14 protein-coding genes are annotated in these 12,908 nt (G+C 71.1%); 5 read left to right on the plus strand and 9 right to left on the minus strand.

Annotated elements, in window-relative coordinates; genetic code table 11:
• Nucleotides 1-49 precede the first annotated feature (49 nt).
• The 3 genes from WA640_RS19245 to WA640_RS19255 form a co-directional block, all read right to left on the minus strand.
• Complete coding sequence (locus WA640_RS19245; protein WP_335989745.1) at nt 50-577, minus strand: hypothetical protein; 528 nt, start codon at nt 575-577, stop codon at nt 50-52.
• A gap of 151 nt (nt 578-728) precedes the next feature.
• Nucleotides 729-1,661, minus strand: a complete 933-nt coding sequence (locus WA640_RS19250) for a polyprenyl synthetase family protein (RefSeq protein ID WP_106363444.1) — start codon at nt 1,659-1,661, stop codon at nt 729-731.
• A gap of 139 nt (nt 1,662-1,800) precedes the next feature.
• On the minus strand, nt 1,801-2,973 hold the full coding sequence (locus WA640_RS19255) for an MFS transporter (protein ID WP_335989746.1): 1,173 nt from the start codon (nt 2,971-2,973) through the stop codon (nt 1,801-1,803).
• Between the two features lie 556 nt (nt 2,974-3,529).
• On the opposite strand from WA640_RS19255, the gene WA640_RS19260 reads away from it, so the two are divergent.
• The gene (locus tag WA640_RS19260; RefSeq protein WP_245888917.1) at nt 3,530-4,270 is read left to right on the plus strand and encodes an IclR family transcriptional regulator; all 741 of its coding nucleotides are present in this window, start codon (nt 3,530-3,532) and stop codon (nt 4,268-4,270) included.
• 58 nt (nt 4,271-4,328) lie between these two features.
• Here the strand turns inward: WA640_RS19260 and WA640_RS19265 are convergent, their stop codons facing one another.
• From WA640_RS19265 to WA640_RS19280, 4 genes are all read right to left on the minus strand, one after another.
• Nucleotides 4,329-5,351, minus strand: a complete 1,023-nt coding sequence (locus WA640_RS19265; protein WP_335989749.1) for a 2-oxoacid:ferredoxin oxidoreductase subunit beta — start codon at nt 5,349-5,351, stop codon at nt 4,329-4,331.
• Nucleotides 5,344-7,200 carry a 2-oxoacid:acceptor oxidoreductase subunit alpha gene (locus tag WA640_RS19270; RefSeq protein ID WP_106363284.1) on the minus strand — a complete coding sequence of 619 codons (1,857 nt, stop codon included), beginning with the start codon at nt 7,198-7,200 and terminating at the stop codon, nt 5,344-5,346. The genes WA640_RS19265 and WA640_RS19270 overlap by 8 nt, the downstream gene beginning before the upstream one ends.
• Nucleotides 7,201-7,530: 330 nt before the next feature.
• Complete coding sequence (locus WA640_RS19275) at nt 7,531-8,436, minus strand: hypothetical protein (RefSeq protein ID WP_335989750.1); 906 nt, start codon at nt 8,434-8,436, stop codon at nt 7,531-7,533.
• Nucleotides 8,433-9,059: an RNA polymerase sigma factor gene (locus WA640_RS19280; protein ID WP_335989752.1), complete on the minus strand. Its 627-nt coding sequence runs from the start codon at nt 9,057-9,059 to the stop codon at nt 8,433-8,435. Before WA640_RS19280 ends, WA640_RS19275 begins: the two co-directional genes overlap by 4 nt.
• 465 nt (nt 9,060-9,524) lie before the next feature.
• Between WA640_RS19280 and WA640_RS19285 the strand changes: the two genes are divergently transcribed.
• The 4 genes from WA640_RS19285 to WA640_RS19300 are packed head-to-tail and all read left to right on the plus strand — an operon-like array spanning nt 9,525 to nt 11,890.
• Nucleotides 9,525-9,893, plus strand: coding sequence for an NADH-quinone oxidoreductase subunit A (locus WA640_RS19285; RefSeq protein WP_106363286.1), 369 nt, complete (start codon nt 9,525-9,527; stop codon nt 9,891-9,893).
• Nucleotides 9,894-9,931: 38 nt separating this feature from the next.
• Nucleotides 9,932-10,411, plus strand: a complete 480-nt coding sequence (locus WA640_RS19290; RefSeq protein ID WP_106363446.1) for an NADH-quinone oxidoreductase subunit B — start codon at nt 9,932-9,934, stop codon at nt 10,409-10,411.
• Complete coding sequence (locus tag WA640_RS19295; RefSeq protein WP_335989756.1) at nt 10,408-10,947, plus strand: NADH-quinone oxidoreductase subunit C; 540 nt, start codon at nt 10,408-10,410, stop codon at nt 10,945-10,947. Before WA640_RS19290 ends, WA640_RS19295 begins: the two co-directional genes overlap by 4 nt.
• Complete coding sequence (locus WA640_RS19300; protein WP_335989758.1) at nt 10,937-11,890, plus strand: complex I subunit 1/NuoH family protein; 954 nt, start codon at nt 10,937-10,939, stop codon at nt 11,888-11,890. Before WA640_RS19295 ends, WA640_RS19300 begins: the two co-directional genes overlap by 11 nt.
• Before the next feature lie 54 nt (nt 11,891-11,944).
• Here the strand turns inward: WA640_RS19300 and WA640_RS19305 are convergent, their stop codons facing one another.
• Both WA640_RS19305 and WA640_RS19310 read right to left on the minus strand, forming a co-directional pair.
• Nucleotides 11,945-12,259, minus strand: coding sequence for an FmdB family zinc ribbon protein (locus WA640_RS19305; RefSeq protein ID WP_106363291.1), 315 nt, complete (start codon nt 12,257-12,259; stop codon nt 11,945-11,947).
• 98 nt (nt 12,260-12,357) lie between these two features.
• Nucleotides 12,358-12,903 carry a 5-formyltetrahydrofolate cyclo-ligase gene (locus tag WA640_RS19310; RefSeq protein WP_335989761.1) on the minus strand — a complete coding sequence of 182 codons (546 nt, stop codon included), beginning with the start codon at nt 12,901-12,903 and terminating at the stop codon, nt 12,358-12,360.
• Nucleotides 12,904-12,908 lie beyond the last annotated feature (5 nt).

Consider the following 12,908-nt stretch of genomic DNA (forward strand, 5'->3'; position numbering starts at 1 on the left):
CAGGGGCCGCGGGGAGGTATCCCCGCGGCCCCTCTCACGTCTCGTCGGCTTACCTCGCGGCCTCGAATTCCGAGGTGTCGGAGAGTTCGCGGTCGAGGTCGTCGAAGAGTTCGCCCGCGGCGAACCAGGCTTTGGCGGCGCGGGTGTGGAGCAGAGATACGACGACGGCGGGGAACGATCCGCAGACGACGAGCATGGCGGCGGCGCTCATGAAGAACGGGGCCGAGTCGGGGAAGGTCGCGAAGTAGGCGCGGCCGAGGATCCAGAGGTACATCGCGGCGGGGACGATCACTAGGGACCACCAGGCGATCGTGACGACCTTCGCGCGGCGGCGGCCGATTCCGGCGGCGATGAACGGCATCGAGACCGTGATCGCGACGCTGAGGGTGATCGTCACGAGGTTCTCGGCGCTGATCGACCCGATGACGTCGAGCATCGAGTCGTGGCTCGACGACGACCTGGTCGCGTCGAACAGGAACCGCAGCCCCGTCGCGTACAGCAGCATGATCGCGAGGAACTGGAGCCAGAGCACGCCCTGGGCGGCGAGCACGGCCTTCGGCCTGGCTGAGGGTCGCACAGCGCCCCCTTCTCGGCGGGAACAGTGCACGCCGGAGGTGTCGGAACCTGGGAGGACGCCCTCACGAGGGCGGCGCCTTGAACCATAGCGAACCGGGGCAACGACCAGGCAACGGGTGCGCGGCAGAACACACCCGGTTTCGCGAGGACTACTAGGCGTCGCGTTCGATCATGTAGTCGCAGATGTCGACGAGGGCGTCGCGGGCGGGGCCCTCGGGGAGGGCCCCGGCGAGGGCGCGGGCGCGGGCCTGGTACTGGTGGAGGGTGTCTTTTGCCTGCTCAAGGGCCTTGGAGGCGCGGAGGAGGGTGAGGGTCTCCTCCAGGTCCTCTTCGGCGACGGGGCCGGAGACGAGGGCGCGGAGGCGGGCGCCGGCGGGGTCGTCGTCGGCGAGGGCGTAGAGGACCGGGAGGGTCGGGACGCCTTCGAGGAGGTCGGTGCCGGGGGTCTTGCCGGAGGCGTCGGAGGTGATGTCGATGATGTCGTCGGCGATCTGGAACGCGACGCCGATGACCTCGCCGTACTCCTCCGCGATGGCGGTCACGGACTCGTCGGCGCCGCTGAACCAGGCGCCGAACTTCGCGCACGTGGCGATCAGGGACCCGGTCTTCTCGGAGAGGATGCCGAGGTGCCATTCGACGGCGTCGATGCCCTCGGGCCGCGGCATGGTCTCGTTGATCTGGCCGCGCACGAGGCGCGCGAACGTGGCGGCCTGGAGGCGCACGGCCTCGGTGCCGAGGTCGGCCATGATCTGGGCGGCCTGGCTGAACACCCAGTCGCCGGTGAGGATCGCGACGGAGTTGTCCCAGCGGGCGTTGGCGCTGGGGGCACCGCGGCGCACGGGGGCCTCGTCCATGACGTCGTCGTGGTAGAGCGTCGCCAGGTGGGTCAGCTCCAGGGCGACGGCCGCCTCCAGGATGTTCGGGCGGTCGGGGTCGCCCAGGTGCGCGCACGTGAGGGTGAGCATGGGGCGGAAGCGCTTCCCGCCGGCGCGGATGAGGTGCGACCCGGACTGGCGCAGCAGCGGCTGCTCGGTGTCGACGGCTTTGAGCAGTCGCTCCTCGACGAGGTCGAGCGAAGCCTGCATCGCCTCGGCGAACGCGTCGTCGGTAAAGGTCAGCGCGGTCTGCGCACGTCGGGTGGTCACCACAGCCTCACCTTATCGTGTGGCGGTCCGAAGCGGGACGGGGCGGGAACGGGAGTCGCCCGCACCGCAATGAGGAACGTCAATGCCGGGGCCGCGCGAAGAGCGTGCTGCCCGCGACGATGAACAGGGCCGACAGCGCCATCGACGCGGCGACGGCGATCCACCCGGCGCCCCAGCCGAAGTGGTCCGCCACGAGCCCGAAGCTGATGGGCCCGACGGCGCCGCCGAGGAAGATCCCGGTCTGCGTCACCGACGTCGCCACCGCGGGTGCGTCCGGGTACCGGCTGGTCACCGCGTGGTTCATGAGTCCCGGCCACGCCCACCCGAACGCGTACGCCGCCACCGTCCCGAGCGGCAGCAGCCACGGCAGCTCGAACAGGAACGTCGCCACCCCCGCGGCCCCGGTGAGCAGCATGACGGTGATGACGAGGAACTCGCGGCCGGTCCCGCGGTCGCCGACCGCGCCGAACGCGGTGCGCCCCACGACCCCGGCGATGCCGCCGATCATCAGGACCAGGCCCGCGTAGCTCTCGGACCCGCCGATGTCCACGGTGTACGTCGTGAGGAACGAGCCGATCGGCGTGGCCGCGGTCGCGCCGAGGAACGTCGCCACCGCGAACACGAGCAGCTGCGAGTCGAACGCCTTCGCGCCGGGCACCTTCGGCCGCGTCGCGGGCCGCCCGAGCCCCGCGAGCGGGATCAGCGCCGCGAGCACCAGGAGCGCCCCGAACACGAACGCCCACCGCCATCCGAGCGTCAGCGCCACGACGGGGACGCTGAGCCCGCCGAGCATGATGCACAGCGGCACCGACGCTTGCTTGGCGCCGAACAGGAGCCCCTTGCGGCCCTCCGGGGCCCATTCGGTGAGGACCGTGTTCGACGCGAGCTGCCCGAGCCCGTTCGCGGGCGCGCACAGCACCAGGAACGCCGTCAGCACCGCCGGGTGGTGCGCGAAGCCCGCGATCCCCAGCAGCGCCGTCGCCGAGAGCCCCACGGCCACACGGGCGGTCACGAGCGCCCCGAAGCGGTCGACGAGCCGTCCGGAGGGGACGGTGGTGACCGCGGAGACCGCGAAGTACAGGCCGGAGATGAGGCCGATCGCGCTGACGCCCATGCCGAGCTCGTCGGCGATCTGGACCGCGAGCCCGCCGAACAGGAACAGCGGCAGCACGGCCGCGACCTGCACGCTCATGGCGGCGGTGATCGTCACGGAGGTCTTGGGTCTGGAGGGCGTCAGGACGGCTGGGGGCACGCCGGCAACCGTACTCCAACGTGAAAGGCGTGCCCAGAATGTGCTCACATCGAGGGAAACGCGGTGTGCGTTCACGGATTCGGGTGACTTGTCTTGACTCGCACACTGAGCGTGTGCGACGGTTGAACCCGGTGTCACGGGTTGGCGCCGGCCGGGACTTCAAGCGGATCGCCCTGCCCCGCAAGGGCATACGAAACGCGGCGGCCCTGGTGGGAGGGAGCCGCCGCGTTTCGGTTATTCGTATGTCCGCGGCTCCGACGAGGAAGTTTGGTGGGGACTCGACGTCGGCGCCGCGGTTTGTCCGCGGTCGGCCGGAGCCGATTCGCGAACGGTGCTGACACATCGATACTGCCCTGTATGCGACGGAGACGCAACCGGCTGTTGTTTATATAGTTAGATCACGGCCGATCCGGTGGGCGCCCCGCGGCGCCACGGCCTCCGGATCACGGTGTGCAATTGGAGCGACGGTATGGTGGACCGGCAGCGACCAGGGATTTCTTCGCAGGAAGCGCGAGGGACCGACCCCGGCCTGGCCGCGCGCCAGGAACCGACCAAATTGATCCAGAGCGTCCAGCGCGCACTGCGCATCATGGAGCTGGTGGGCCGCCACGCCGACGGCGTCTCGGCCCCGCGCATCGCCTTCGAGTGCGGCCTCAACCGCGCCACCGCCTACAACCTCCTGCGGACCCTCGTCTACGAGGGCTACCTGCGCCGCGACGGCGAGGGCCGCTACTCGCTCGGCCTGGAGGTCTCCGACCGCTACTCCGAGCTGACGCGCGCCATCGCGGGCCCGAAGACCTGCGGCGACTACATGCGGAAGGTCTCCGCGGAGACCGGCTACTCGACGTTCGTGGCCCGCTTCGTGGAGGACCGCCCGGCGGTCACCGAGGTCATCGAGGGCAACCGCAGCCCGCACGTGGAGGACCTCATCGTCGGCTTCGACGACGGCGCCCACGCCACCGCCCTCGGCAAGGCCCTCCTCGCGACCCTGCGCCCCGACGACCGCGCCCGCTTCCTGCGCGCCGCGGGCATGCGCCGCTTCACCGGCCGCACGCTCGTCGAGCCCGACGCGTTCGAGCACGACCTCGCCGTCGGCGACGAGTCCGGCGTCTATGCCGAGCTCGGCCAGTTCAAGGCCGACGTCGCGTGCGCCGGGGTCGTGGTCCGCCGCGACGGCAGCCCCTCCGAGCGCGTGGTCTTCGCGGTCGCCATGCCGCTCAGCGACATCAGCGAGTCCTGGACGCCCATGTCCGCGCGCCTGCGCGAAGCCGCCGCCGAACTCCAGCCCCTCGTCTAGCGACGCTTGGGAACGCGAAACGGCCGGGCCCGCGGGCCCGGCCGTTCCCATGCACGCCTTACAGCACGGTCCAGGTGTCCCCGCCGTGCAGCAGCCGGTCCAGGGCCTCCTTGCGGTCGACTCCGGCCGCGGCCTCGTCGACCTGCGTGCGCACGCCCTTGTCGTACGTGGGCCGCTTGACGGAGCGGAACACGCCGATCGGGGTGTGGTCGAGCGCGATGCCGGACAGGCGCGACAGCGCGAACGCGTACGCCGGGTCCTCCACATCGGCCTTGTGCACCACGACCTCGGACTCGTCGACCTCGGCCGCGTCCTTCACCTGGAGCCCGTACCCGGACTGCACGACGACCTTGTCGCCGAAGCGGATCGGCTCGCCGTCCTTGAGGCGGATGATCGCCTCGTCGCGGGTCTCCGGGTTCTTCAGGATCTCGAACGCGTTGTCGTTGAAGATCGGGCAGTTCTGGTAGATCTCCACGAACGCCGACCCCTCGTGCTCGGCGGCGGCGCGCAGCACCTCGTGCAGGTGCGCCCGGTCCGAGTCCAGGGTCCGGGCCACGAACGTGGCCTCCGAGCCCAGCGCCAGCGACAGCGGGTTGAACGGCGCGTCGACCGAGCCCATCGGGCTCGACTTCGTGAGCTTGCCCGGCTCCGACGTGGGGGAGTACTGGCCCTTGGTGAGCCCGTAGATCCGGTTGTTGAACAGCAGGATCTTCAGGTTCACGTTGCGGCGCAGCGCGTGGATGAGGTGGTTGCCGCCGATCGACAGCGCGTCGCCGTCGCCGGTGACGACCCACACCGACAGGTCCGGGCGGGAGACCGCCAGGCCCGTGGCGATGGCCGGGGCGCGGCCGTGGATCGAGTGGACGCCGTACGTGTTCAGGTAGTACGGGAACCGCGAGGAGCACCCGATGCCGGACACGAACGCGATGTTCTCGCGCTCCAGGCCCAGCTCGGGCAGGAACGACTGGACCGCGGCCAGGATGGCGTAGTCGCCGCACCCGGGGCACCAGCGCACCTCCTGGCTCGACTTGAAGTCCTTGGCCTTCAGCTTGGGGGCGTCCAGCTTCACCGCGTCAGCCATTCTTGATGACCTCCTCCAGGGCGTCCGTCAGTTCGTTGGAGGTGAACGGCAGGCCGCGCACCTTGTTGTAGCCGACCACGTCGGTTCCGGGGAAGTTGCCGCGCAGCAGCAGCGCGAGCTGCCCGAGGTTCATCTCCGGGACGACGACCTTGTCGTACTGTTCGAGCACGCGGGCCGTGTTGCGCGGCATCGGGTTCAGGTAGCGCAGGTGCGCGCGGGCGATGGAGACGCCCTTCTCGCGCAGGGACCGCACGGCCGCCCCGATCGGGCCCCACGTGGAGCCCCATCCGAGGACGAGCACGTTCGCGTCGCCCGTCGGGTCGTCCACTTCCAGGTCCGGGACCTCGACGCCCGCGATCTTCGCGGCGCGGGTGCGCACCATGTGGTCGTGGTTGATCGGGTCGTAGGAGATGTCGCCGGTGCCGTCGGCCTTCTCGATGCCGCCGATGCGGTGCTGGAGGCCGGGCGTGCCGGGCACGGCCCACGGCCGCGCGAGCGTCTCGGGGTCGCGCTGGAACGGCAGGAAGATCTCCTCGCCCTTGGCGTCCACGGCGTTCGGCTCGGTCGCGAACTCCACCGACAGGTCGGGCAGGTCCGCGAGCTCCGGCAGCTTCCACGGCTCGGCGCCGTTGGCGATGTACCCGTCCGAGAGGACCATGACGGGCGTCCGGTAGGTCAGCGCGATCCGCGCCGCCTCCAGCATGATGTCGAAGCAGTCCGACGGGGACTGCGGCGCGAGGACCGCGATGGGGGCCTCGCCGTGGCGGCCGAACATGGCCATCACGAGGTCGGCCTGCTCGGTCTTGGTCGGCATGCCCGTCGAGGGCCCGGCGCGCTGCACGTCGACGACGACGAGCGGCAGCTCCAGGGACACCGCGAGCGAGATCGTCTCGGACTTGAGCGCGATGCCGGGGCCCGAGGACGTGGTGACGCCGAGCGCGCCGCCGTAGGACGCGCCCAGGGCCGCGCCGACCGCGGCGATCTCGTCCTCGGCCTGCACGGTCGTGACGCCGAACCGCTTGTGCTTCGACAGCTCGTGGAGGATGTCGCTGGCCGGGGTGATCGGGTACGCGCCGAGGAACACCGGCAGGCCCGACGCGACGCCGGAGGCGGTGATGCCCCACGCGAGCGCGGTGTTCCCGGTGATGTTCCGGTAGGTCCCGGCGGCGAGCTTCGCCGGCGGGATCTCGAACCTGACGGCGAACGCCTCGGCGGTCTCGCCGTAGTTCCACCCGGCCTTGAGGGCCGCGATGTTGGCCTCGGCGATCACGGGCTTGGCCTTGAACTTGCCGCGGAGGAACTCCTCGGTGGCCTCGGTGGGCCGCGAGTACATCCACGACACCAGGCCCAGCGCGAACATGTTCTTGGACCGCTCGGCGTCCTTCTTCGACACCTCGTGCTCGGCGAGCGCGCCGATCGTGAGGGTCGCGAGGGCCACCGGGTACACCTGGTAGTCGTCGAGGGACCCGTCTTCGAGCGGGTTCTCGTCGTAGCCGACCTTGGTGAGGTTCCGCTTGGTGAACTCGTCGGTGTTCACGACGATGGTGCCGCCGGGCTTGAGGTCCCGCAGGTTCGCCTTGAGCGCGGCCGGGTTCATCGCGATGAGCACCTCGGGCTGGTCGCCCGGGGTGAGGATGTCGGTGTCCGCGAAGTGGATCTGGAAGCTCGACACGCCCGGGAGGGTCCCGGCGGGCGCCCGGATCTCGGCGGGGTAGTTCGGGAGGGTCGACAGGTCGTTGCCGAGCTTGGCGGTCTCCGCGGTGAAGCGGTCGCCGGTGAGCTGCATGCCGTCGCCGGAGTCCCCAGCGAAGCGGATGACGACCCGGTCGAGCTGCCGGACGGTGTTCACCTAGTTCTCCTCTTGCTGGGGCGCGCAGGGGCTGCGGCTTCGGTCCCGGCGGAGACGGGCTCCGCCGCTGCAACGGCGGTTCCCCGCCATGTCTTACTTGCGATGCTACGCGGGCGCGCGGCGGCGGTGCCAACCCAGCGCGGCGGGCGCGATGTAGGCGACACCACTCGGTGCGATACCTCTCACTGTATGGGAACCGCGGCCCGTTTCAGTGACCTGGACCTCTCGTTTCGGCTGTCCGCGGCGGTGATCCCATCGACGGACGCCGTCCCGGATGCTGGACGCGGGCGACACGCCGGGAGTCGCGAGGGGGCCTCGCAGGAGGGCCTTTCAGGACCCGCTCGCGCCCGTCGTCCCGGACGTCGCGGCGTCGCTCGTGGGCGTCTCGGTCGGGGTCGAGGAGGTCGATCCGGCGTCCTCGGTCGGCTCGGCGCTGTCGCCGTCGTCGACGGGCGCGAACACCAGCTCCTCGGGGTCCCACGCGAACGACACGGTCAGCGGAGCGTCCTCGGCGTCCACTCCCGTGACCGTCACGACGCCGTTCTCGGCGACGGCGACCGACTCCGGCTCGTGCTCGCCGTCGGGCTGCCAGACCCATCCGAAGGACGCGAGCACCGGAGCGCCCTCCTCGTCCTCGGCGGCGGCGAACGCGGCGACGCCGGTCTGCTCGCCGCACGTGAGCGCGAGGAGCGTGTCCTTCTCGCCGTCGAGGTCCACGTCCCCTTCGGCGGCGAACGCGATGCTCCAGCCGGCGTCCCCGGTGATCTCCCAGGATTCGAAGTCCGCGTCCTGGAGGCCCGGCCCGCACTCCTCGGCCCAGTCGCCCGTGAAGGGCCCCTGGATCAGGAGCGCCTCGATGTCGTCGGCGGGCGGGGACGGCGCGAACGTGGTCGCCTCGCCGTCGTCGACGCCGCCGCTGGCGGGCCCGCCCGGCGACGCCGAGGGGTCCTCGTCGGACTCGGTGTTCGAGACGGGCCCGTTCGCGGACCCGGTGGTGTCCGGTTCGTCCTTGAGCGGCCCGAGGGTCTGCGCGACGGCGAAGCCGCCCGCGGTGACCGCGGTGCACGCGCCGACGACCGCGGCGAGCGACACGAGGCGCCTGCGCCGCAGGGCGGCCGGGCCGCGCATGATGAGCTCGTCGACCGGCGGGGGCGGGAACTGCGCGGCGGACTCCGCCTTGAGGCTCCGGAACGCCGCCGCGACCGTCTCGTGGTCGCGATCGAAATCGGAACTCATGAGCGGTCCTCCTTCACGGAAGATCGGCGGGCGGCGGGGCGGGGCACCCGGGCGCCGCGGCGGATGCGGATCGGCATGGTGTCGGGGTCGGTCCCGTTGTCGGACCCGGCCTTGAGGGCGGTGGTCCGGATGGCGGCGGTGTCGTCGTTCCGGTCGGCGAGGAGCGCGGCGAGCTCCTTGCGGCCGCGGTGGAGCCAGGACTTGACGGTGCCCTCGCGGGCGCCGGTCTCCGCGGCGATCGCGCTGATCGTCATGTCCGCCATGTAGTGCATGACGAGGGCCTGGCGGCGCTTGGCCGGGACCTGCTTGAGCGCGGCGACGAGCGCGACGTGGTCGGGGCTCGCGGCGGGCGCGGGCTCGGGGGCCTGCGACTTCTGGAGGAACTTGCGCGCCACCTGGTTGCGGCGGTGGCGGCTGGTGGCGAGGTTCCACGCGACGCGGCGCACCCACGCGACCGGCTCCTCGTACCCGCCGACCTTGTCCCAGCGCTGCCACGCCCGCAGGAATGCCTCCTGGACGAGGTCCTGCGCCTCGGTGGCGTCCCCGAGATAAGCGCACACCTGTGCGGCGAGCTCCGAGAAGTGGCTCTCGTAGAGGTCGGTGAACTCCGCCTCCGTTCGCACATCCGCTCCTGCGCAGGTAGGGGAAACTAGGGCATTCAACGGGCCCTGATGCTCGTGCCCGGCGGCAACCATTGTCGCTTTGGCGCGCTCGGAGACACGAGGGGGGGTCGCCATGTCGACAATACTGTCGGCGGCGGTTCCGCGGGGTCCCCGGCGGACGCTGTGCGCGAGTCCGCCGACGACCTCTGCGAACTCGGCGTCGAGGGTGCCGACGTCGAGCGCGGGGCGGATCGTCGGTGCGCCGGCAGCGGTCACGGGCCGTGACCCCCTTCCGAAGTGTCAGCTTCTTCTTGCTTTCGCGGGTGTACAGCTTCAACACGTGTGTGAGTGCCGCTCGGTTGCGGCGTGCACATCGGATATCCGCGGAGGCCGCGCTCCGTCCGCGCCATCGCCCAGCGCCGTTCCTCCTCCAAACCCGCCCCGCATGGGTATCGCCGGACCCCTTCACGGCATTAGGGTGTGGCTATGGACACCTCGCGCCTGGGCGACTACGCCGTCTTCGGCGTCCTGCTGCTGGCCGGCTTCGCGTTCGTGGCCGCGGCGATGGCGGCGAACGCGGTCCTGCGCCCGAGCGCCCCGTCCAAGGCCAAGGGCTCCACGTACGAGTGCGGCGTGGACCCGGTCGGGAAGGACTGGGCGCAGGTCCAGATCCGGTACTACGTGTACGCGTTCCTGTTCGTGCTCTTCGCGGTCGAGGCCGTGTTCCTGTTCCCGTGGGCCGCGGTCTTCCGCGCCTTCGGGGCCGCGGCGGCCGTCGAGATGGGCGTGTTCGTCGGCGTCCTCGCCCTCGGCCTCGCCTACGCCTGGCGCAAGGGGGTCCTGCGGTGGCGGTGAAACTCCCGTTCCCCGCCCGGCCCGGTGAAGGCGCCGGGATCGTCGGCGAGCCGATTAGGTTCGTCCTCAACTGGGGCCGCCGCTATTCCCTGTGGGTCTTCAACTTCGGCCTCGCGTGCTGCGCGATCGAGTTCATCGCCGCTTCGATGAGCCGCCACGACTTCATGCGCCTGGGCGTGATCCCCTTCGCGCACTCGCCGCGCCAAGCGGACCTCATGGTCGTGTCCGGCACGGTCACCGACAAGATGGCCCCGGCGATCAAGCGCCTCTACGACCAGATGCCCGAGCCGAAGTACGTCATCTCCTTCGGCGCGTGCTCGAACTCCGGCGGCCCCTACTGGGACTCCTACTGCGTCACCAAAGGGGTCGACCAGATCATCCCGGTCGACGTCTACATCCCCGGCTGCCCACCCCGCCCCGAAGCGCTCCTGCACGGCATCGGCGAGCTCCAGAAGCAGATCGGCGCCGCACCCCTCCGCAAGCCCAGCCTCCGCCCGCTGCTGCGGAGGCCCGAATGACCTGGGACGACCGCGCGCGCGAGGCCCTCGGCGTCGCCGAGACCACCGCTGACGGGGCCCGCGCCGTCGCCGACGTCGCCCCCGGCGACTGGCACGAGTCGGTCCGCATCTGCCGCGACGTCCTCGGCTGCGACTTCTTCGACTGGCTCTCGGCCGTCGATGAAGGCCCCGAAGGCTTCCGGCTCGTGGCCCACCTCTGGTCCATCGCCGAGAAGCGCGGCGTCCTCCTCCGCGCGCTCCTCACCGAACCGTCCGCGCCCACGGTCACCGACCTCTACCCCGGCGCGGACTGGCACGAGCGCGAGACCCGCGAGATGTTCGGCCTCGACTTCCCCGGCCACCCCAACCCCGCTCCGCTGCTCCTCGCCCCCGAGTTCGAGGGCCACCCGCTCCGCAAGGACTTCGTGCTCGCCGCCCGCGTCGTCAAGCCCTGGCCCGGCGCGAAGGAGCCCGGCGAAGGCCACGGCGCCGCCCGCAAACGCGCCCCGAAGAAGCCCCCCGGCGTCCCCGACGACTGGATCCGAGATGGCGCTTGAGATCGCGGTGAAAGTCGTCGCGGTCCTCGCCGCGTTCCTCGTCCTGCCCCTCGTGGTCGGCCAGACCGAGCACAAGCTCATGGCGCACATGCAGGGCCGCCTCGGCCCCATGCACGCCGGGCGCTTCCACGGCTGGGCCCAGCTCATCGCCGACGGCGTCAAGTTCGCGCAGAAGGAGGACCTCGTCCCCGACGCCGCCGACAAGCCCGTCTTCAAGCTCGCGCCCGCAGTCGCCCTCCTGCCCTACCTCCTGGTCATCCTGTTCATCCCGCTCGGCCCCGGCGACCTCGTCGGCTCCTCGCTCGACATGGGGCTCTTCGTGGTCGTGGCGCTCGTCGGCGTCGGCGTCCTCGCGGTCCTCATGGCGGGGTGGTCCTCCGCGAACAAGTACACGCTCGTGGGCGCGCTTCGCGGCGCCGCGCAGCTCATGGCCTACGAGCTCCCGCTGGTCCTCGCCGCCGCCTCGGTCGCCGTCGCCGCCGGGACCCTCAGCCTGCCCGCGATCGTCGACGCCTGGAACCCCTGGTGGCTCCTGTGGCAGGCCCCCGCGGCGCTCGTGTTCTTCACTGCCGGTCTCGCCGAGATCCGCCGCCCCCCGTTCGACGCGCCCGTCGCCGACTCCGAGCTCGTCTTCGGCTACCTCACCGAGTACGCCGGGCTCCGCTTCGCGCTGCTGCTCCTCGCCGAGTACGTCGGCATCGTCGTCATCTCCGCGCTCACCGCGGTGCTGTTCCTCGGCGGCTGGAAGGGCCCCGGCCCCGACTCCCTCGGCTGGCTCTGGACGCTCCTGAAGACCGGCGCGCTCGCCGCCGTCGTCATCTGGCTCCGCGTCGCCTGGCCCCGCCTGCGCGTCGACCAGATCCAGGCCCTCTGCTGGAAGGGCCTCGTGCCGGTCGCGCTGGCGCAGCTGGTCCTCACGACCGCCGTGGCGCTCGCGCTCTGAACGCACCGGTGCCCGGCCGCATAAAGCGACCGGGCACCGGATGAAAACTCTGTTCTAGGCTGCCTTCGCGGAGTCCGACTTCTTCGCGGGCTTCGACTCGGCCTTCTTGGCCGTCCCCTCGGACTTCGACTCGCTCTTCTTCGCGCCGTTCTTCGACCCGTTCGAGCCGAGCGACGAGGAGTCCGTGGACCGCGAGTCGGTCCGGTAGAAACCGCTGCCCTTGAAGGTGACGCCGACGTTCCCGAAGACCTTGCGCAGCGCGCCCTTGGCCTCGCAGCTCGGGCAGTCCGTCAGCCGCGCTTCGGAGAACGACTGGTGTTTGTCGAACTCGTAACCGCACTCCTTGCAGCGGTATTCGTAGACAGGCACGTCCAACCTCCAGGGACTTCACACGGGACCCGATCGACATTAGCAGTCAACGCAGGAGACTGCTAATTCCATCCCTCTCGCCCGTGAGGCGGCGGCCACTACCGCAGTGACACGAATCCCCTCGCGGGCGTCACCACGCCCGTGACGGGCCGGTCGTGCGGCTCGGCGGGGACCTGCGGCCCGAACTCGCCGTCGCGCAGCAGCGCCACCACCGGCACGTCGGGGCCGACCTTCGCCAGGGCCCGGTCGTACGAGCCGCCGCCGCGGCCCAGCCTCGTCCCGTCCAGTGAGACGGCGACGCCGGGGACGATGACGGCCGCGGCGTCCTCGATGCGCCCGGGCTCCTGCGGCGTCCCCTCGCCGCCGACCACGGCCCAGTCGAGGTCCTTGTCCGGCAGCAGCACCGGCAGCATCACGCGGTAGACCACCGCGAGCCGTTCGGGCAGTTCGGGTTCGAGCGTGCAGCCCGGCTCGGCGCCGAACGGCCGGTACGCGGCGACCGTCGCGCCCTCGTCGACCGCCTCGATGAGGAAGTCCCGCAACGCCTTCCACGTCGCGACATCGGCGGCGGCGCGGGCCGCGCCCGGCATCGCCGTGCGCGCGGCCAGGAGCGCGCGGCGCGCGTTCTGCTTGCTCTCTTGCATGCGAT

It is taken from the genome of Glycomyces sp. MUSA5-2 (assembly GCF_037034145.1).
Lineage (GTDB): Bacteria > Actinomycetota > Actinomycetes > Mycobacteriales > Micromonosporaceae > Glycomyces > Glycomyces artemisiae.